This window comes from Alteromonas sp. 07-89-2 (genome assembly GCF_013113925.1).
GTDB lineage: Bacteria > Pseudomonadota > Gammaproteobacteria > Enterobacterales > Alteromonadaceae > Alteromonas > Alteromonas macleodii.
The window spans coordinates 219,779-240,778 of sequence record NZ_VTYM01000004.1 but is presented as its reverse complement, the minus strand read 5'-3'; the positions used below and the strand labels follow the sequence as shown (position 1 = coordinate 240,778).

Genomic DNA, 21,000 nt, shown 5'->3' with positions numbered 1-21,000 from the left:
CACGCGCCATGTTGAAAAAGATAATAAGTACATGAGTTTAGATCTCCAACATTACCCAACGCTTGCGCTTGCGCAAACACCCGATAAATTGAGGCAGTTGCCCCAAGACAAATTACGCGAGCTCGCCGATGAGTTGCGTGAGTACTTACTTAACAGCGTAAGCCAAACCAGTGGGCACTTTGCATCTGGTTTAGGCACAGTGGAACTGACCGTCGCTTTGCACTATGTGTACGACACCCCCTTCGATCGACTGCTGTGGGATGTAGGTCACCAAGCTTATCCGCACAAAATCCTTACAGGCCGTGCAGAGCGCATGAGTACCATTCGCCAAAAGAATGGTCTGCACCCTTTCCCATGGCCGCCTGAGAGCGACTACGACACCTTTGCAGTCGGTCATTCGTCTACATCGATTAGTGCAGGGCTGGGCATGGCTGTGGCTGCCGAAAAAGAAGGCAAAAACAGAAAGGTTGTAGCGGTAATTGGCGACGGTGCAATGACCGCTGGTATGGCGTTTGAAGCCCTTAATCACGCTGGTGATATCAAGAAAGACATGGTAGTTGTACTTAACGACAACGAAATGTCTATTTCTGAAAACGTAGGTGCGTTGAACAGTCACTTAGCTCGCTTGCTTACAGGCAACTTTTTCAACTCTATACGCGATGGCGGCAAAAAGCTGCTAAGCAATGTACCTCCTATTAAGGAGTTTGCCAGCCGTGCAGAAGAACACATTAAAGGCATGGTTGTCCCGGGCACGATATTTGAAGAGCTTGGCTTTAACTACATTGGCCCTATCGACGGCCACGACGTTAATGGTGTTGTCGATACGCTACGCAATATGCGCAAGTTTGACGGCCCGCAGCTACTTCACGTAGTCACCAAGAAAGGTAAAGGTTACGCGGTTGCCGAAGAAGATCCTATCAAGTTCCACGCGGTACCAAAATTCAATCCGGCTGACAACGCTTTGCCAAAATCTAAGCCTTCAGCCCCTACCTACTCTGCAATCTTTGGGAAATGGCTGTGTGATATGGCGGCACAAGACCCTAAGCTAATGGCGGTAACGCCAGCCATGCGCGAAGGTTCAGGCATGGTTGAGTTTTCTCAGCGTTTTCCAGAGCAGTATTTCGATGTTGCGATTGCTGAACAGCACGCGGTGACCTTTGGCGCAGGCCTTGCCAAAGACGGTATGAATGCGGTTGTTGCTATTTATTCGTCGTTCCTGCAGCGCGCCTACGACCAGCTCATTCACGATGTGGCGATTCAAGACTTACCCGTATTGTTTGCCATTGATAGAGCCGGTATTGTTGGCGCAGATGGCCCTACTCACCAGGGGGCGTTTGATATCGCTTTCCTGCGCTGTATTCCGAATATGGTGGTTATGGCTCCTTCAGATGAAAATGAATGTCGTCAAATGCTCTACACGGGTCACAAGCTACAAAAACCAGCTGCTGTTCGTTACCCTCGCGGTGCTGGCATGGGTGTCACGCCTGACGAAGCTATGACAAAGCTTGAGATTGGTAAATCTCGTACGTGTCGAGAATCATCAAAAGGCAAGTCTGAAAGTATCGCCATTTTAAACTTTGGCTGCCTACTGCCCTACGCGCTTGAAGCTGCAGAGGCGATTGACGCTACCGTTATCGACATGCGTTTCATTAAGCCGTTAGACGGCGACGCAGTATTAAAAGCTGCCAGTGAGCACAGTGCACTTATTACGTTGGAAGACGGCTGTATTATGGGTGGAGCTGGTAGTGCCGTACTAGAACACTTGCAGCAAAATGGCGTATTAAAAGCGGTGAAGATGTTAGGGCTGCCTGATAGTTTCATACTGCAAGGCACACAGCAAGAAATGTACAAAGAGCACGGCTTAGATGCTGAAGGTATTATTGCGGCGGCTAGCAGTTTAAGTGCTAACTAATTAAGCTTTAAAATCATTACTAAGACATTGAAAAGCCCGCTATTTTGCGGGCTTTTTCGTAAATAGTTTGCTCACCGTCAACTGGCTTTCCTTTGAGGTAAGTCTAACAAAATGGCGGCGAATATTCGTAATGAATTAAAACAAAGCCAATGCGGCAGGCCAAAACGCTATTAGTAAATGTAGACAACCGCATGCCATGGCGCCAGCGATAAGATCGTCAAGCATAATGCCCGTACCGCCGTGTAAGCGCTTGTCGATAATACCTATTGGCCAAGGCTTTAAGATATCGAAAAGCCTGAATAGAACAAAGCCTACAAGCAAAGAGGACGCTGAAATAGGTACAAACAGAAAGGTCACAAACATGCCCGCTATTTCATCCCACACAATAGAGCCGTGATCGTGAACCTGCATATCGTCAGCAGTCTTGCCACACAGGTAAATGCCTACAACTGAGAATATCAGCGTAAGCGCGATAAAGGAAATTAGGGAAATTTGGCTACAGGCAATAAGTAGGGGCAACGCAGCAAGTGAGCCAAAGGTTCCCGGCATGAAAGGAATAAGTCCACTGCCAAAACCTAGTGCAAGAAAATGCACGGGATTTTTCATACTCACTCTAGCGCGAAACTCAGCCTGCATGCTTTTTCCTTTTTATTGCTTTTGTCGGACAAATAGGCCGCCTAAAAGGCGTGCTCGTAACCTGACACGTTAACAGGTGTGTACTTTTCGTTGTCTTTGAGCAATGAAAGTGTGCCGTTATGACCGGTTAATTGGCCAATACATGTGGCTTTCACGTTTGTGCTTGCCAACGAGGTTTCAAGACTTCCGCGCTGCTCTTCACTTACAGTGAAAATAAGCTCATAGTCATCGCCTGCAGACAGCGCGTATTCGATAGCTTGCTCAGGTGTAACCGCGCTTGTTAATGCTCGTGACAACGGTAAACGCTCTACATGAACATTTGCACCGCAATTAGACGCTTTTAGGATATGACCTAAATCTGAAATTAAACCATCAGAGATATCAATGCACGACGTTGCAATACGTCGGATAGCTGTGCCCACCGCTACGCGAGGAGTTGGGAAGTAATGACGATTTACCAAGACATCTTTCGCTTCACCACTTACACTCAGCTTATTTTGCAGGATGTCTAAACCTGCACCCGCGTCACCAAGCGTTCCTGTGACATAAAGCCAATCACCCGGCTTAGCGCCGCTACGCGTTAGCTCAGAACCCGGCGGTATAAAGCCTTGAGCTGTAATCGTGAACGCCATTGGGCCTTTAACCGTATCGCCACCGATAAGCTGTACAGAATAGTACTGAGTTAGCTCATAAAGGCCCGAAACAAAGTCATCTAGCCAAGCTTCGTCCACTTCCGGTAATGACAGAGATAAACTAATCCACGCTGGCTCTGCGCCCATTGCGGCAAGATCGCTTAAGTTTACCGCCACTGTTTTATACGCAACAGACTTCGCCGGTGCGTCTTTCAAAAAGTGCACACCTGCAACCAGAGTATCTGTGGTAACGGCAAGCTGTTGGTTTTCAGGAACCGTTGTTACAGCACAGTCATCACCAATACCAATAACAACGTCTTTGCGTTTGTGGCCGCTGTTTGAAAAGTAGCGGCCGATAAGATCAAATTCTTTCACGGTAATTTTTAAACCCTTTTAGCGGCAGTCCATGCCGCCACGGTAAGGTTAGTCGCGCTCGTCTTTGCGCAATGTGCGCACTGCTTTGTCCAGTGCACCATTAATGAATTTGTGACTTTCTTCAGCACCAAATGCTTTAGCAAGCTCAATCGCCTCATTAATAATTACGCGGTAAGGGACGTCAATGCGCTCGGTCAGTTCCAGCGTCGCAATGCGCAAGATTGCTTTTTCAATAGCGTCTAACTCTTCAGGCAAACGGCCAAGGTAAGGCTTGATGGTCGCATCAAGTTTGCTTGCGTTGTGTGCAACACCGCGAAGCAGAGCTTGGAAATACGCCATATCTACCTTTTGCATGTCGTTACTGGTGGCTAGCGCCAGTTCAACCTGCTGAATATCGTTGTGACTCATTTGCCATGAATACACGCCTTGCAGAGCGAGTTCACGGGCTTTACGACGAGCTGAAACTTTCACTTAATGTTTACCTTAAAGCTTTTCAACAGCATCGATAACGTTAACCATTTCCAGCGCACCAAGTGCAGCTTCTGCACCTTTGTTGCCCGCTTTGGTTCCTGAACGCTCGATAGCCTGTTCAATTGAATCTGTTGTAATTACGCCAAATGATACGGGTACACCGTATTCAAGAGAAACTTGCGCAAGACCTTTGTTGCATTCGCCTGCTACAAAATCAAAGTGTGGCGTACCACCACGAATAACCGCACCTAGTGCGATGATGGCGTCAAATGACTTTTTCTCAGCTAATTTCTTAGCTACTACAGGTAACTCGTAAGCACCAGGTACACGTACTAACGTGATATCGTCATCACTCACTTCACCGTGACGCTCTAGTGTATCTAGTGCACCTTCAAGTAAGCTTTCAACTACAAAGCTATTAAAGCGTGATACAACGATAGCAAATTTCTTACCGGTTGCTCTGATATTACCTTCAATTACCTGCATGGATTCATTCCTCGAGAAAAAACGGCGCGAAGTATACCACAACTGCGCCCAAACTAAATCGATTGTTTCTTTAACTTCAACTATTCGTAAACGGGTAGGTTAGCTTGACTCAATGTGGGAAGGGAGTGCTCGTCGCAAACCCTATCCACTTTAGCTCCGCCCTACAGCTAAGTACTAGTCGTGCACGTACTCCACTACTTCAAGGCCGTAACCTGAAAGTGCGTGATATTTAATTGGCTTACTAAGAAGACGCATTTTGTGTACGCCCATTGATGCTAGAATTTGACTGCCTACACCAATAGTGCGTGACGACCCCTGCCAGTCAGCGCCAGTCGGGCGCTCGCCTCGGTCTTCTGCGGCAAAGCGGCGTACCTGACTTTCAATATGCTCTTCTTTACCTAATAGCACCAATACGCCACCGTCTTCTGAAATTTTGCGCATGCCATCTGCAAGCGTCATCGAGCGATGAATACCGCGGGTAGACCCAAGAAGATCACTAAACGTATTGTGAAGGTGTACACGTACAAGTGTCGGCTCATCTTCTTTAATTTCGCCTTTTTTAAGTGCGAAATGAAGTTGGTTGTCGATGCTGTCTTTAAACGTGTGAAGCTCGAAGTCACCATACTCGGTTGGCATATTGCATTGAGCAACCTTTTGAATGGTGGTTTCGTTGAGATTGCGATATTCAATTAAATCAGCAATGGTACCGATTTTAAGATTATGTTTTTCAGCAAACTTTTCTAGTTCTGGACGACGGGCCATCGTGCCGTCTTCATTGAGGATTTCTACAATAACCCCAGCAGGCTCTAACCCTGCCAAACGCGGTAAATCTACACCGGCTTCAGTGTGACCTGCGCGGTTTAACACGCCACCGTCTTTAGCAATTAGCGGAAAAATATGACCCGGCTGTACAATGTCTGTCGCTTTCGCATCTTTCGCTACAGCAGCTTTAATGGTCGTTGCGCGATCTGCCGCCGAAATGCCTGTGGTCACGCCGGTTGCCGCTTCAATAGACACAGTGAAGTTGGTAGAAAACTGTGCTTCGTTTTTATCCACCATAAGCGGAAGATTCAGGGTGCGACAGCGCTCTTGCGTCATTGGTAAACACACTAAACCGCGAGCGTGGGTTACCATAAAGTTAATGGCTTCAGGCGTCACATGCTCTGCCGCCATTATCAAATCGCCTTCATTTTCCCTGTCTTCGTCATCCATCAAGATAACCATTTTACCTTGGCGAATGTCTTCAATAATTTCTTGTGTAGTGTTAAATGCCATGTTGTGTGCTTCTTGTAGGGTTATTTTCTTAAAAATCCATTCTCGGCAAGAAATGCCATGTCAATGCCTTTGCTTTTTGGCTCGGCGGCTTTGTCGCCCAACATCAATCGCTCTAAATAGCGCGCAATAACATCAACCTCTAAGTTCACCGCTGTGCCCACCTTATAGCTCCCCATAATGGTTTCTTGCAATGTATGAGGAATGATCCAAAGCATAAATTCTGCGCCATTAACTTCGTTAACAGTTAAGCTGATACCATCAACGGTGATACTACCTTTATGCGCAATATATTTAGCCAAGGCTTCTGGCGCTTTTACCCAGAACTCTACGTAGTCTGAGTGCTTAATGATTTGTGTAACCTCGCCTACACCATCAACGTGACCGGAAACGATATGTCCGCCTAAACGATCGCTTGGACGCATCGCTTTCTCAAGATTCACCGTAGAGCCTGCGCTGTAATGTGCAAAGCCCGTTAATTTGATGGTCTCTGCCGACACATCTGCACAATAATAATCGGGGCCCATATCAGTAACTGTTAAGCAAACACCATTGGTCGCAATACTGTCGCCGAGTGCGACATCAGACATATCAAGCGTAGGCGATGAAACGGTAAGTCGAATATCGTTGCCACGGTTATCAAGCTTCTTAATTGTACCTAGCGCTTGAATAATTCCAGTAAACATAAAGTTCCTCTTTAAACGCGTTAACCACGGGTGTTGCTAACATCAGGACGGAAGATAAGCTTAATATCGTTACCCACTTGACGATTTTCAATAAGCGAAAGCGAAATACATTCATTTAGCGACGTGAACGCGGGTAAATTAACCATACTGACTCCCTTATCACCTAAAAGCTTAGGCGCTTGGTAGCAAATAAGTTCATCCACCAGCCCTTCTTGCAATAATGCACCGGCAAGGCCTGGGCCTGCTTCCACCCACACTTCATTATATTGCTTATCGCCTAGTGCTGACATAAGTGAATGTAAATTGAGTTTACCGTCTTTTTCGTCCAGTTGGAGATAGTGCTGAGTAGCGGTGTCTGGGTGAGCCTGTGACGTCGCCGTGAACGTAATATTGCCGTCGTTAAAAAGTGTGTAGTCTCTAGTAAGCTTACTTTTGCTATCTACAACAACACGGGCTGGCTGGCGGATATGATCTAGTGGATAGTTTTCAAACTGAGCCTCTTTTTCACGAACTAAGAGGCTAGGGTTATCGGCTTTCACCGTACCTGAGCCTGTGAGCACCACGCAACTTTGTGCACGATACTGTTGCACATCCCGCCTTGCTTCTGCACCAGTAATCCACTGACTCACCCCATTTTGAAGGGCTATTTTTCCATCTAGGCTAATGCCTAATTTCACGCGAACAAAGGGCTTACCAGTAAGCATGCGTTTAATAAACCCGGGGTTTAGCGCTGCGGCCTCAGCAGCCATCACTTCGCTTACCACTTCGATGCCTGCTTCCTGCAGAATGCTAATACCATTACCGCATACGTTTGGATTCGGGTCGGTCATAGCAATAACAACACGCGCTACCTTTGCTTCTACCAAGGCAACAGCGCAAGGCGGTGTGCGACCAAAATGACTACAAGGTTCAAGTGTAACGTATGCCGTCGCGCCCTTTGCGCCTTGCGGACGTGCGTTAGATGCTTGTCTTAATGCATGCACTTCGGCATGGGGTGTACCAGCTTGAATGTGATATCCCTGACCGAGCAATTGATTGTTTTCGTCAACAATTACACAGCCTACGCGAGGGTTAGGAGAAGTGGTAAAACGCCCTTGTTGGGCAAGCTGAATGGCTTTTGCCATCCAAAAATAATCGTTTTTAACCGTATCGTGGTTCACTTGGATTCCTGTTGTAGCCCTAAGTGTCTGATGCTTGAGAGGTCGCCGACTTAATCTCCTAATCGCGCAATCTCTTCTCCGAATTCACGAATATCTTCGAAAGAGCGATAAACGGAGGCGAACCGGACATAAGCAACTTTGTCGAGTTCTTTGAGGGCTTTCATAATTAGGTTGCCGAGCAGTTCACTGCTCACTTCACGTTCACCGGTTGCGCGCAACTGTGACTTAAGTGAGAGGATACATTGTTCAACTTTTTCTGTGCTCACAGGGCGCTTTTCGAGTGCGCGTTGCAAGCCTGCACGAAGTTTATCTTCGTTAAACGGTTCACGAGAACCATCGCGTTTAATAACGCGAGGCATCACGAGTTCGGCACTTTCAAAGGTCGTGAAGCGCTCGTGACACACCATACATTCACGGCGTCTACGCACCTGTTGCCCTTCTGCAACCAAACGAGAATCAATGACTTTTGTTTCTTGTTCTGAACAAAACGGGCAAAACATGAATAATCCTTAAATATTGCGTACTTAGGTATCTAAATTAAACCTAGACTAGTTAGTCCAGCATTAGTACCAAAGTACGCAATAAAACACAAACCTATTTATTTATAAACAGGGAATTGTGCGCAAAGTGCAACCACTTCGTCTTGAACACGTTTGATAACAGACTCATCGCCCATGTTATCTAGAATGTCGCAAATCCATGTTGCAACTTGCTTAGCTTGTTCTTCTTTGAAACCACGGCGAGTAATCGCTGGGCTACCAATACGAAGACCGCTGGTTACAAACGGTGAACGCGGGTCATTTGGCACTGAGTTTTTGTTTACCGTAATATTTGCGGCACCAAGTGCTGCGTCAGCATCTTTACCGGTAATGTCCTTGTCGATTAGGTCAAGAAGGAACAAGTGGTTGTCAGTACCGCCAGAAACGATGTTATAACCGCGCTCTTGCATTACAGAAACCATAGCTTTCGCATTTGCAACAACCTGCTGCTGATACACTTTAAATTCTGGCTGTAGTGCTTCTTTGAATGCAACCGCTTTAGCTGCGATCACGTGGCAAAGAGGGCCACCTTGGTTGCCTGGGAATACAGAGCTGTTTAGCTTTTTGTAAATCGCTTCATCGCCGCATGAAGAAAGGATTAAACCACTACGTGGGCCAGCAAGGGTTTTATGAGTAGTCGTTGTTACCACGTGAGCGTGAGGAAGCGGATTTGGATAAACGCCCGCTGCTACAAGACCTGCTACGTGCGCCATATCTACGAGCAAGTAAGCGCCAACGCTATCAGCGATTTCACGGAATTTTGCCCAATCAACAATGCCAGAATACGCAGAGAAACCACCGATAATCATTTTCGGCTTGTGCTCTTTAGCAAGTGCCTCAACCTGAGCGTAATCGATTTCACCGGTTTCTTTGTTCAGACCATACTGAACAGCATTGTAGGTTTTACCAGAGAAGTTTACGTGTGAACCGTGAGTAAGGTGACCACCTTCAGAAAGGCTCATTCCCAATACCGTATCGCCTGCGTCAAGTAGTGCCATGAATACGGCAGAGTTAGCTTGTGAACCAGCGTGCGGTTGAACGTTCGCGTAGTCTGCACCAAATAGTGCTTTTGCACGATCGATAGCAAGTTGTTCAACAACGTCTACGTGCTCACAACCACCGTAGTAACGCTTGCCTGGGTAGCCTTCCGCGTACTTGTTAGTAAGCTGCGAACCCTGTGCTTCCATTACACGTGGGCTACAGTAGTTCTCAGAGGCAATTAGCTCTATGTGATGTTCTTGACGCTCAACCTCTTTAGACATTGCATCGGCTAATTCAGGATCGAAGTCGGCTATATTCATTTCGCGAGAAAACATGGGGGCTCCTTAACTGCGGTTTTTATATGGCGTTACGCACTGATTGCTCAAATTCGAGCCATATTCTAGTCATTTTCGGGGGCTTGTATACCGCTTTGTGACCAAATTAATATAAATGGCGCAGGTTTAACGAAATACCTGCGCCAGCGCGAGATCAGACCTGTTTTTCCAGGGCTTTAACACGGTCAAATAAACTACCAATTTTGGCAAGGCGAACCGTATTTTTGCGCCAGTCACGGTTGGTTTGTGCTGGCTGGCCAGAAGAATAAACACCCGGTTCAGTGATATCTTGTACAATCATGGTATAGCCAGTCACCTGAACATTATCGCAAATGCTAATATGGCCATTAATGCCCACTCCACCACCGATAATAACGTGCTTGCCGATATGACAGCTACCAGCAATACCTGTAGCGCCGCAAATACAAGAGTGATCACCAATAATACAGTTGTGGCCAATTTGTACTTGGTTATCGATAATAACGTTAGTGCCTAAAATCGTATCTTCCATGGCGCCGCGGTCAATGCTGCTGCTTGCGCCAATCTGACTGTCGTCACCAATGCGAACCGACCCTGTTTGTGGAATAGGGATCCAAACGCCTTTATCGTTTGCGTAACCAAAGCCTGCCGCGCCAATCACCGTTTGGCTATGAATCGTCACGCGCTTACCAATTACTACGTCATGATAGATAGTCACGTTCGGGTGAATGGTACAGCCTTCACCAATATGAGTACCTCTGCGAATAACGGTATTTGCGCCAACCGTAACTCTATCGCCTAAAACCACGTTCTCTTCAATGATTACATTGTGGCCTAGCGATACATCACTGCCGATGCGGGCAGATGGCGCAATTACCGCTGACTCAGCAATACCTGTCGCTACCGCAGGGGTAGTATCAAACAACTGAGCGATGAGGGCGAACGCTGCATGAGGGTTTGCTACAACCAACGCTGGAACTGGGCTGTCATCTTTTAAGTTTTTGTGCAGAATTACCGCACCAGCCTGAGTATCTTTTAACTGCGGCTTGTATTTAGGATTGGTCAGAAACGAAATTTGGTGCGATGCTGCACCAGATAACGTACCTACTGCAGAGATAGTAATGTTTCCATCGCCCTGCACTTCCCCACTTACATGTTTGGCAAGCTCTTCCAGACTGTATGTGCGTTTACTCATAGCGGTCATCATAATTACCTGTTCAGAGATATGAATAGTGTTGAGTCTATCGCTTTGGGTTCTTTATTGCTGTTTGCTAGCTCACCCTAAAGCCCATGTTTACTCATGCTTATAAAAACAAGTTTACCTTAAATCAACTCGCCAACCGATGCATAAATCGATCTTTTTGGCATGAGTGATTAAAATATCGCCAAGCACAAATACACTAAGCGTAAGTAACTGGCACAAACTACCCTGTTACGAGTAGAATATGCCCAATTAGGACTTTATTATTTTTCACCGCTTTTTCAGCGAGGATAGAGCATGGCTCAATACGTTTACAGTATGCATCGCGTGGGCAAAATCGTCCCACCAAATAGACACATTTTAAAAAATATCTCTCTTAGCTTTTTCCCTGGTGCCAAAATTGGTGTGCTAGGTCTAAACGGTGCGGGTAAATCAACCTTACTTCGCATTATGGCTGGCGTAGATACCGATATTGAAGGTGAAGCGCGCCCTCAGCCGGGCTTAAAAGTGGGCTACCTTCCACAGGAGCCTCAGCTTGATGAAACAAAAGATGTTCGCGGCAATATAGAAGAAGCCGTAGCCGACGTTAAACACGCATTAACTCGTCTAGATGAAGTATACGCAGCTTATGCAGAAGCAGACGCTGATTTTGACGCCCTTGCTAAAGAGCAGGGCGAGTTAGAAGCTATTATTCAAGCCAAAGATGGCCACAACTTAGAAAATGCATTAGAGCGTGCTGCTGATGCCCTTCGCCTTCCAGCGTGGGATGCGGACGTTAGCAAACTATCTGGTGGTGAACGCCGCCGCGTGGCGCTGTGTCGCCTGCTTCTAGAGAAGCCTGAAATGTTGCTTCTAGACGAACCCACTAACCACTTAGACGCGGAATCAGTCGCATGGTTAGAGCGTTTCCTTCACGATTATGAAGGTACGGTAGTCGCTATTACCCACGATAGATACTTCCTTGATAACGTTGCAGGTTGGATTTTAGAACTTGACCGTGGTGAAGGTATTCCGTGGGAAGGTAACTACTCTTCTTGGTTGGAGCAAAAAGAAAGCCGACTTGAGCAAGAAGAGCGTACCGAAACGGCACGTATGAAGAGCATGAAACAGGAACTTGAGTGGGTACGCTCAAACCCGAAAGGTCGTCATGCTAAAAGTAAAGCTCGTATGGCCCGCTTTGAAGAACTATCTACCAGCGATTACCAAAAGCGTAATGAAACCAATGAGCTTTTCATTCCACCAGGTGAACGCTTAGGTGACAAGGTTATTGAAGTAAGCAACCTTAAAAAGTCGTATGGCGATCGCGTACTTATCGACGACTTAACGTTTAAAGTACCAAAGGGTGCCATTGTAGGTATCGTTGGCCCTAACGGCGCGGGTAAATCAACCTTGTTCAGAATGCTTACCGGTGCCGAGCAACCTGATTCAGGCACCATCGATTTAGGTGAAACCGTTCAAATTGCTGCGGTAGAACAGTTCCGCGACCACATGAACGAAAACAACACCGTGTGGAAAGAAATTTCTGACGAACAAGATATTATTCGCATTGGTAACTTTGAAATTAACAGCCGCGCCTACTGCAGTCGCTTTAACTTTAAAGGCACCGACCAGCAGAAGTTCATTAAAGACTTGTCAGGTGGTGAGCGTAACCGTGTTCACCTTGCGAAACTGCTTAAAGCAGGCGGTAACGTATTGCTACTGGATGAGCCAACCAACGACCTAGACGTAGAAACACTTCGCGCCTTGGAAAACGCGTTGTTGGAGTTCCCAGGCTGTGCCATGGTTATCTCGCACGACCGTTGGTTCCTAGACCGCGTAGCAACACACATTATGGATTACCGCGATGAAGGTAACATCAACTTCTTCGAAGGTAACTACTCAGACTACGAAAGCTGGTTGAAGCAAGAATTTGGACAAGATGTGGTTGAACCGCATCGCCTTAAATATAAGCGTATGTCTAAATAATACGAAACCAGAGATAAAGAGTGTTATAACTCTAAGCTGACATCAAGAGCCGCTATGATCGATAGCGGCTTTTTTATTTGTCTGCTTTTCATTGCGAACGAGCGAAAATTAGCCAATACTGAAACCGAAGACGAACACTAGGTATATGAGTAATGACAGACAAGCGCCAATTTCAACGGGTGTCACTGAATGTAAATGGCACACTGGCACACAATGACGTTAGTATTGATGTGGTAGTCAGCGACGTATCGCTTCAAGGCATTAAACTTCAAGCTACCGAAACGGCGTTGTCACATTTACCTTTTGACAGTCACGACCCTTACACTGCTACCTTCCAAGCAAATGAAGACAGTCCTGTAATAACCCTTTCTATTTCGCAGTTGTATCGTCATGCCGACAGTAGAAAAGAACGGGTTTCATTAGGCTGTAAAGTTGAGCGAATGGATGTAGACAGCATTAGCGCCCTTCGTCGTTTAATTACTTTAAACAGCGACGACGCCAGTATCGAAGAGAAAGACCTGAATGCATTAGTTAATGCGGTTTATCAGGCGCCACATTAACCTTCAAAAAACGGGTTTCGCTCGTTTAATGCAGGAAAGGCCCATTTAATAGGCCTTTCAATTTAACAGGCACCGTCAACACTTTACTTAAATGTTGAGCCTTTCGCATTACTCAAGCGCGTCTAACGCCTCAGATAAGCGCGCTACCGGTACCACTTTCATGCCATTAATGGCTTGCTTAGGCGCATTGGCTTTTGGCACGATCGCCCGCTTAAAACCATGTTTCGCTGCCTCGATAATGCGTTCCGTTCCGTTAGGAACCGGGCGAATCTCGCCGGCTAGCCCGACTTCGCCGAATACGATTAAATCTCTGGGCAGCGAGCGATTTCTAAAGCTTGAAATCATGGCCAATAATAAGGCTAAGTCTGCACTGGTCTCTGATACTCTTACACCACCTACCACGTTGACAAATACGTCTTGATCGTTCATTTGCACATTGCCATGGCGATGCAAAACCGCGAGCAGCATAGACAAACGGTTCTGATCCAACCCTACAGCGATTCGCCTTGGGTTCGACATCTGCGAATAGTCTACCAACGCCTGTATTTCTACAAGTAACGGGCGGGTGCCCTCCCAAATAACCATAACGCTAGACCCTGGCGTTTCATTGTCACCTCGACTTAAGAATATGGCCGATGGGTTGCTTACTTCTTTAAGGCCTTTTTCTGTCATGGCAAATACGCCAAGCTCATTTACCGCACCAAAGCGGTTTTTATGACTTCGAAGCGTACGGTAGCGACCATCACTTTCTCCTTCCAGCATCATAGAGCTGTCGATACAGTGCTCAAGAACTTTCGGACCCGCCAAGTTACCGTCTTTTGTTACATGGCCAACAATGAACATAGCAATATGATTTTGCTTGGCAAAGCGCGTTAAATACGCCGCGCTTTCTCGTACTTGCGACACACTGCCTGGCGCAGACTGAACGTCTGACACGTGCATCACCTGAATAGAGTCGATAACCATAATTTTAGGCTTTTTCGTAAGGGCTAAATCGCAGATAGTTTCCACGTTTGTTTCGGCTAACATCATCAGCTTGTCGTCAGGTAGATTTAAGCGCTTTGCTCGCATTGCGACTTGCTGAAGCGACTCTTCCCCCGTGACATAAAGCGCGGTTTCACTTTTTGCCATCTGACACATTACTTGAAGCAGAAGCGTACTCTTACCCGCTCCTGGCGAGCCACCAATTAACATAGCTGCCCCAGGGACTATTCCGCCCCCTAGCACTCTATCTAGCTCTTTAAATGTTGACGAGAATCGCGGTAGTGATTCGAGATCTATTGCATTTAATGTCTCAATTTTGGCAGCGGTTTGCCCAGCATAGCCTGACGTGGTTTGGCGTACGACACTTTTGGCACTTGCAACCACAAACTCACTTATCGTATTCCACGCTTTACACTCGGAACATTGACCTTGCCAGCGAGGGAACTCTGCACCGCAGTCAGAACACACATAAGCAGTTTTACGTTTTGCCATATTCCAGTTTTATCCATTGCTTAAAAAGAGTATTCTAACACTTAACAACGGTGAATTAAGCACAAACCTAAGGTCAGTTCTCCTCCAGTAAAACTGGTACAAAAGTATAACGATTTTACGGGTTAATGAGTTTTGCTGATTTGCCGATAACAACTAAAATAATGATACTAAACAACAAAGTTGCGCATTCATGAGTCAAGATTTAAAGCAATATGCTGATATTATTGAACAGCTAAAGCCCATGGTTAATGAGCCTGAGTTTAACCAGGTATTGCTTCAAACTGCATCTGATGTGCCGAAAGAAAAGCGCTTCCTCATCAAAATGGAAGTGAAACGCCTAGCCAAACCCTGTATGCGCACCATAGATTTGCGTGGTCATGTTGACGGAAAGTGCAATAAATACGTACACGAAGGGCGTAGCCATTACATGGATGACGTCGCAGTTGACAAGTTTGAAGAGCAGTTGAGGGTGTTTGGTCGATATACTTATGGCGTTTACGAGGCAGTACAAAACACCGAAAACAACTTTCGCTTAATGCGCGAAAAAGAACTCGCACAAGAACGCGCTGATAAAGAAAACCCTGAACTCAAAAAGCGCTCAGCAGTATTGGAGCAGTTTAAAGTTCCTACCGTAAACCTGCTTGATTACAGACAGCGCAACACTGAACGCATGAACTTCGCTGTGGCGGTAGAATTATTCAATAGCGCCAATCAATCAATGCGCGGTTTGAGTGTTGATATATCTCTTGAAGGCTTACAGGTAAAACTTTCTAAAGACGCGTTTTTCAAAAAAGGAGAAACGCTGTTTATATTCTTTAGGGGCTTAGAGAATGAATTTGCCATGGACAAAAAGAATGGCATTGCATATAAGCTCGTAAAGATAATAACTAAAAACGATGTTAACTATCTTGCCTTGCAACGAGATAAAGAAAAGCCAAGCCCCGCATTCGACAAATTCTTAGAAAGCTTTATACACGGCAATAAACGCCGATATAAAGTTAATATGAGCAATACGATTGAGGCGATTACCAGTAAGATTTGTGAGCAGTACTTTTCGCCGCGTAGCCCCACGCTGCCGGTGTATATAGACGTCATTAATAAAACAATGGTTCCCCGGTTTGCTATGGTTAATGAAGTGAACCGCGAAACCGTGCAGTATTGGCAAGACGAAGACGATAACTGTCGATTGAACTTCTTACTCACCCAGGAAAGGCTTATGCGCTTATTGCAGAAGTCAGAAGAAGTAAGAGAGATTTTCGTATTTAGTTTTACTCATTTGCAGAACGACAAGGTCTACTTTTACTCAGCGTCTTACGAGGAACTCTTGCAAAAAGACGTACTAACCCGAGTATTTTTAGGGTTTGGCTCTAAAAAAGCGAGTTGGCGTGTATTTAAAATAACCTTAACAAAGGTTGACCCTGAGCAGGCCCATATCCCGCTTTCCATTCCGGATTCTGTAGGTAATAAAGTTAAAAAACTGAACACTCCGCCATCGGCTCGACTGATGTCAAAGCTGAAAAACCTGCGATTCTTGGCACACGTAACCGATGTAACCTCAGTAACAGGGCAAGAGACCTACAACGAATTTAAGTTTAATCGAGAAAACCTCTCTCATCTGCGAAATTTTGGGCATCCCCGCAATCGCGCTCCTTCGAATGTTCAGGTTGTCAGGTTTAAATATGAAGAGCAACGCATTGAAAGTCGCTATCAGCTGAGAACCCAAATTGAAGCTCGCTTCAATAATGAAGAACTGGTGCACAAAGGGATCAGCGAAGATATTTCGGTGCATGGACTTGGACTTCGTATAGAGTTGAGCAAAGAATATAAAGGTAATTTAGAGGGCAAAGTAGAAGTCGCCTTCCCTCGTCTGCAAGAAATTGCCAATTCCTTTGATGTCATGCATTTGCAATACGAAATCATTTATCACAACGTCGACAAGAACATTCTTCATTTAAAAACTATGCCGGGCGACGAAGGCAAAAGTGCTAGAAACTTCTTTGAAGAACTGATTAAAAAGAACAAAGGCAGCCTTAAAGTAGAGAACGACGAAGAAGAAGTACCAGGCATGGGACAGGCGCTTCGTTGTATTAATGCGCGAAACGCTACTTCCCTATCCTTCTTAATGAGTAAGGAAGGTGTTCGCTACACTCCACAGGCTTGTATTGTCGGAAAGCAGGACGAACGCATAACCACCCTAACCACGCAATACGCCGAACGTGGGCAAGTGAATTTAGAGTTTCTCTTTAGAGACAGAAAACAAGATATACCTTTTGTACAAAGTGGCATTAAGGCCGTTAAGCTTGAAAATATGCCGTTGCGACAGGAATTATTTATCTCATTCGATGCATCACAAAAAGAGCCGCGAATGGCGATCATTCCTCGCTATTCCGATAAATTCGAAAATAACGAGCAGCGCCGAGCATTTATTAGAGAAGCTATGGTTCGCGGCCAGTTCGTGGCCATTCATGTCATGCTAACCACAACCGGCAAGCCAGACATGACCATGCTGCAAACGGAAATCAATTACGTCACCATGTACGCCATGCACCGGGCCCGTGAGCTAGAGAAGAAAATGTGGAGTATTGCAGCGTGCTCTCACCTAGTCGATGTCACAGATGAAGTACTTATAAGATACGGCTTTACAGTGGAAGACATCACGGCAAATAAAACGTTAAAAAGTGCGGTTCAACCTAAAGCTATTGCGCGCAACGCGTAGTGAAATAGCAAAGCCTATCAATTTAAATGAGCCCGTAGGTTAAGACCCATCACGGGAGGATTTTAATCACAAGATTTTGGAAACTTGTGGCTGGTGAAAGGTAACCGATAAAGTGTGAAGCGCTAGTTTTATTGCCCCAAAACTAACGCTTGTATTACAGACTCTCGCTAACTACTTGTCTAGAAAATACAGAAGGCTATGTAAACTGCCAATGCGGATTGCCACATCCGCCTTTTCATTAACCAGTGGCTTACCGTGACACGCCACGCCTAGCGCTGATTCAGCCATCATGACCAAATCGTTAGCTCCATCACCCATAGCAACGGTTTGTTTGGCTGAAATTTGCCACTTCTCGGCAAGGGCGTTTACGGTTCGCGCCTTAACGTCTGCATTGACAATTTCACCCTCTACTTTTCCAGTCAGCTGCTCGTTTTTCACCGCAAGCGTGTTAGAAATGGCAAAATCGAGTCCAAGCCTTGCTTTTAGGTGGTCAGCGAAAAAGGTGAATCCACCTGAGGCGATCGCTAATTTCCAATTATGCTGTTTCAAGTGAGTAAGCAAGGCTTGAATGCCGGGCATGATAGGTATGCTGTCACGAATTTGATTAAGGTGACTAACTGGCACGCCTTCCAAGCAGGCCACTCTATGCGTTAAGCTATCATTAAACGCAATTTCTCCACGCATTGCCTTAGCGGTAACTTCTGCCACCTGCTCGCCAACACCCGCCAATTTAGCTATTTCATCGATACATTCAATCGCGATGACAGTGCTATCCATGTCCATGACCAGTAGTCCTGGCTCAGACAATGAGGGGCGAGAGCCCTGCAAACCAACATCAACATTATATGCCTTGGATACGTCGCCCAGCAGTGGCTTAATCTGCTCAAGTTCAGTGTTTTGCAAAGCACCTCTAATTTCTATTACATCATCCCCCATTTGCTTGTGTAAATGATGGAAAGCAGCGCTAGAAGGAGTAAACACATCGTTGAGTTTAATTAAAACGCTGTGCAGTAGATAAGGTGTTACAGCTTGACCAATAACGGTTAACGTATGTGAATACGCACTGTCGTTGTGACTATTGCTAACTACATGAGACAAAAAAGAAGCTAAATGGATATCGTCATTATCGATATTATTAAGAAGAGTGTCTTTCATAACGCACACAGAAACTGCGGTGATTGGCAAATGGTGCTCTAATGCTAACCAATTAGGCTAACTAATAAAATATCTCCTTTTAAATTATTTCGAATTATCCTACTGTTAGGCAACCCTCGTGACTTTATGGAAAAGCGAATTGGTAGACGGGCTAAGCAAAGCAGCTTCACAAACAAAGAATGACTCGCATTCGTTGTACACAGTTCTAAAGCGATTGTTCCACACAATAGTAGTGAGTGCGGTGTTTGCTTTGATAGTGGTATTGCTTCTGTTATTCCAACAATACCAAAACGACTGGCTTACCGTGCAAACTCGCTTCTCTGGTGAGAGCATAGCAAGGCAGTATGCAAAACTGCTACAACCTGCCTTTATCGCTGACGCACTTTCGAATCAGGAAACTGAGAACAATGTAGATTCCGCGCTATCTGATACTCTCACTCAACGGGAGTATATTGAAAGTGTCGCCTCTATTTTGGTCGACGAGCCACACATTCTTGCCTTGTCTGTGTTTGATAAGGACGGGAGGTATATTGCTCCTTTGCCTCAAATTGCCAGTGTGGTGTCGATGAGTCAGTCGCAAAGTGTAACGCCGCTAACCTATGTTGGCGTTATCACTGACGATAATGAAAATTTACTAGGTTATGTGAATATTCACATGAACACGCAGGCTGTCCTCGAGAGTCCACTGACATTGCGTTACCAGCTTGCTCTTATTGCGTGTATTCTCGTCTTTTTAGCGCTCATGCTAGGTATTTACCTAACCCGGGCCTTTTATAAATCTCGCCCATGGTTTATTCAGGTAATCGAATCAAAAAGAAATAAAGAGAAGCGCTAGATAGCTAATTTGGAAGTCTATGCTTCACTTCCAGCATCAATATCAAATAGTCGAGTGTAGTTCGCTGTGGTGGTGGACACTATTTCTTTATGTGACATGCCATAGCGGTCGCTTATAACATCAACGACATCTGATAAATAACGAGGTTCGTTTGCTTCTCCTTGTCTACCGCACATGGGCATATCAGGGGCATCCGTTTCTAAAAGCAATTTATCAAAATGGTGTTCTAACAAAAAACCAAGGGTGTTTCGTGTTTTTTGAGCACGCTCATAGGTAATCGTACCGCCTATACCTAGGTAAAACCCTCTTTCAATATACCCTTTGGCCGCTTCAATACTTCCTGAAAAAGCATGTACAACGCCTATACCTTGGTATTTGGTTTGCTTCAATGCTTCAACTAGCAGATGATGACTTTTTCTGTGATGTAAAATTACGGGTAACGATACTTTATCGGCAAGTTTCAAATGGTTATGTAGCGCTTCCTTTTGAAGCGCTAATGGCACGCTTATATGCCCATCGATACCTGTTTCCCCCACGGCTTTTACCGAAGGGTGCAAGTTAGCCGTAGCGTCCTCAAGTTGACGAAGACTCTTCTTGAGTGTTTGCTCTGGCTTTTCAAGCTCACTGCCAGTTAAAAAATAAGGATGGAGTCCAAGCGCAGTATCAATAGATAAAAGGCTTTCAAAGCGTTCATTGAGCGCTTGTAACGCCTGCCAAGATTCGGGGGTAATGCTAGGCGCCATGATGCGGGTAAGCCCTGCGGCTTTGGCGCTTTCTAATGCAACTCTAAGATCTTTCTTTTGTGCAAGTAAGTCGAGATGGCAATGACTATCAATCACGGTTTAGATGCCTCCTTGTTACTTATCTCGCCGCACGCTATCTACAAGCTCAATAGTTAAACGGGCTCACATTCTAGTGAAGTACTTTAGCGGGAACGAAAGGTGAACGTATTCCCTACGGCATAAGGCGCTGTGTTACCCACGCGCCATCTTCAGTTTTGTTGTATTCAAAGCGGTCATGTAGCCTATCTTCTCCACCTTGCCAAAACTCAATTTGATGAGGCACGATCCTGAAACCGCCCCAAAAGTCCGGCACGGGAAGCTCTTTGTTAGCAAACTTATCTTTTAACTGCTTAAACTGGGTCAGTAGAAGCTCCCTGCTGCCAATAGGTTTGCTTTGTTTTGACGCGTACGCTGCTAGCTGACTGTCTTTCGGTCGCGAAAAGAAATAAGCAGCATTCTCAGAAACAGAAAGCTTTTCAACGCTGCCACATACGCGAACCTGACGCTCCATAAAAAACCAGGGAAAGTGGCACGACACTTTAGGGTTTACCGCTAACTCTTGTGCCTTACGGCTGCCTAAGTTAGTGAAAAACACAAAGCCCTTTTCACTGACATCTTTTAACAAAACGATACGCTGAGAGGGTTGGCCGTTGGCATCGACGGTGGCAACCGTCATTGCAGTAGGATCAGGAATTCCGGCGTCTATGGCGTCTTTTAACCATTTATCGAACATGATAAATGGACTTGAAGTAATATCTGACTCACTCAAACTGCCCTTTGAGTACTGCCTGCGCATATCTGAAATTGCCATATACCGCTCCTAAAAAGAAGTTGTTGTGCCTGCTA

Annotated in this window: 19 protein-coding genes; 5 read left to right on the top strand and 14 right to left on the bottom strand. The window is 45.7% G+C overall.

All coding sequences use genetic code 11. The features are described from left to right. Nucleotides 1-31 precede the first annotated feature (31 nt). The gene (gene dxs / locus F0261_RS04960) at nt 32-1,912 is read left to right on the top strand and encodes a 1-deoxy-D-xylulose-5-phosphate synthase (RefSeq protein ID WP_171337354.1); all 1,881 of its coding nucleotides are present in this window, start codon (nt 32-34) and stop codon (nt 1,910-1,912) included. Between the two features lie 135 nt (nt 1,913-2,047). Here dxs and F0261_RS04955 read toward each other — a convergent pair whose 3' ends face one another. The 10 genes from F0261_RS04955 to lpxD form a co-directional block, all read right to left on the bottom strand. After that, nucleotides 2,048-2,548, bottom strand: a complete 501-nt coding sequence (locus tag F0261_RS04955; protein ID WP_014950085.1) for a phosphatidylglycerophosphatase A — start codon at nt 2,546-2,548, stop codon at nt 2,048-2,050. Nucleotides 2,549-2,589: 41 nt separating this feature from the next. Further along, the gene (thiL, locus tag F0261_RS04950) at nt 2,590-3,555 is read right to left on the bottom strand and encodes a thiamine-phosphate kinase (protein ID WP_014950086.1); all 966 of its coding nucleotides are present in this window, start codon (nt 3,553-3,555) and stop codon (nt 2,590-2,592) included. A 48-nt stretch (nt 3,556-3,603) separates the two neighbouring features. Then, nucleotides 3,604-4,026, bottom strand: coding sequence for a transcription antitermination factor NusB (nusB, locus tag F0261_RS04945; protein ID WP_012518940.1), 423 nt, complete (start codon nt 4,024-4,026; stop codon nt 3,604-3,606). 12 nt (nt 4,027-4,038) lie between these two features. Beyond that, complete coding sequence (ribE, locus tag F0261_RS04940; RefSeq protein ID WP_014950088.1) at nt 4,039-4,512, bottom strand: 6,7-dimethyl-8-ribityllumazine synthase; 474 nt, start codon at nt 4,510-4,512, stop codon at nt 4,039-4,041. A gap of 174 nt (nt 4,513-4,686) precedes the next feature. After that, complete coding sequence (gene ribBA, locus F0261_RS04935; protein WP_014950089.1) at nt 4,687-5,787, bottom strand: bifunctional 3,4-dihydroxy-2-butanone-4-phosphate synthase/GTP cyclohydrolase II; 1,101 nt, start codon at nt 5,785-5,787, stop codon at nt 4,687-4,689. 20 nt (nt 5,788-5,807) lie between these two features. Beyond that, complete coding sequence (locus F0261_RS04930) at nt 5,808-6,470, bottom strand: riboflavin synthase (RefSeq protein WP_014950090.1); 663 nt, start codon at nt 6,468-6,470, stop codon at nt 5,808-5,810. A gap of 20 nt (nt 6,471-6,490) precedes the next feature. Next, complete coding sequence (ribD, locus tag F0261_RS04925; protein ID WP_171337353.1) at nt 6,491-7,630, bottom strand: bifunctional diaminohydroxyphosphoribosylaminopyrimidine deaminase/5-amino-6-(5-phosphoribosylamino)uracil reductase RibD; 1,140 nt, start codon at nt 7,628-7,630, stop codon at nt 6,491-6,493. Nucleotides 7,631-7,680: 50 nt separating this feature from the next. Beyond that, the gene (gene nrdR / locus F0261_RS04920; RefSeq protein ID WP_012517538.1) at nt 7,681-8,130 is read right to left on the bottom strand and encodes a transcriptional regulator NrdR; all 450 of its coding nucleotides are present in this window, start codon (nt 8,128-8,130) and stop codon (nt 7,681-7,683) included. Nucleotides 8,131-8,228: 98 nt separating this feature from the next. Further along, nucleotides 8,229-9,485: a serine hydroxymethyltransferase gene (gene glyA, locus F0261_RS04915; RefSeq protein ID WP_014950092.1), complete on the bottom strand. Its 1,257-nt coding sequence runs from the start codon at nt 9,483-9,485 to the stop codon at nt 8,229-8,231. Between the two features lie 154 nt (nt 9,486-9,639). Then, nucleotides 9,640-10,668: a UDP-3-O-(3-hydroxymyristoyl)glucosamine N-acyltransferase gene (lpxD, locus tag F0261_RS04910; protein ID WP_014979776.1), complete on the bottom strand. Its 1,029-nt coding sequence runs from the start codon at nt 10,666-10,668 to the stop codon at nt 9,640-9,642. 294 nt (nt 10,669-10,962) lie between these two features. Between lpxD and ettA the strand changes: the two genes are divergently transcribed. Then, complete coding sequence (ettA, locus tag F0261_RS04905) at nt 10,963-12,630, top strand: energy-dependent translational throttle protein EttA (RefSeq protein ID WP_171337352.1); 1,668 nt, start codon at nt 10,963-10,965, stop codon at nt 12,628-12,630. 152 nt (nt 12,631-12,782) lie between these two features. Beyond that, complete coding sequence (locus tag F0261_RS04900) at nt 12,783-13,190, top strand: PilZ domain-containing protein (protein WP_014979777.1); 408 nt, start codon at nt 12,783-12,785, stop codon at nt 13,188-13,190. A gap of 108 nt (nt 13,191-13,298) precedes the next feature. On the opposite strand, the gene radA is transcribed toward F0261_RS04900, so the two are convergent. Continuing rightward, complete coding sequence (radA, locus tag F0261_RS04895) at nt 13,299-14,666, bottom strand: DNA repair protein RadA (RefSeq protein WP_171337351.1); 1,368 nt, start codon at nt 14,664-14,666, stop codon at nt 13,299-13,301. 190 nt (nt 14,667-14,856) lie between these two features. Between radA and F0261_RS04890 the strand changes: the two genes are divergently transcribed. After that, on the top strand, nt 14,857-17,382 hold the full coding sequence (locus tag F0261_RS04890) for a PilZ domain-containing protein (protein ID WP_171337350.1): 2,526 nt from the start codon (nt 14,857-14,859) through the stop codon (nt 17,380-17,382). Nucleotides 17,383-17,553: 171 nt separating this feature from the next. On the opposite strand, the gene serB is transcribed toward F0261_RS04890, so the two are convergent. Beyond that, complete coding sequence (gene serB, locus F0261_RS04885; RefSeq protein WP_039231744.1) at nt 17,554-18,537, bottom strand: phosphoserine phosphatase SerB; 984 nt, start codon at nt 18,535-18,537, stop codon at nt 17,554-17,556. 118 nt (nt 18,538-18,655) lie between these two features. On the opposite strand from serB, the gene F0261_RS04880 reads away from it, so the two are divergent. Then, nucleotides 18,656-19,372, top strand: a complete 717-nt coding sequence (locus tag F0261_RS04880; RefSeq protein ID WP_014950099.1) for a hypothetical protein — start codon at nt 18,656-18,658, stop codon at nt 19,370-19,372. Nucleotides 19,373-19,389: 17 nt separating this feature from the next. Here the strand turns inward: F0261_RS04880 and F0261_RS04875 are convergent, their stop codons facing one another. Beyond that, entirely contained in the window at nt 19,390-20,211 is an 822-nt protein-coding gene (locus F0261_RS04875) for a TatD family hydrolase (protein ID WP_171337349.1), read from the bottom strand. A gap of 115 nt (nt 20,212-20,326) precedes the next feature. Then, nucleotides 20,327-20,965: a pyridoxamine 5'-phosphate oxidase gene (gene pdxH, locus F0261_RS04870; RefSeq protein ID WP_014950101.1), complete on the bottom strand. Its 639-nt coding sequence runs from the start codon at nt 20,963-20,965 to the stop codon at nt 20,327-20,329. Nucleotides 20,966-21,000 lie beyond the last annotated feature (35 nt).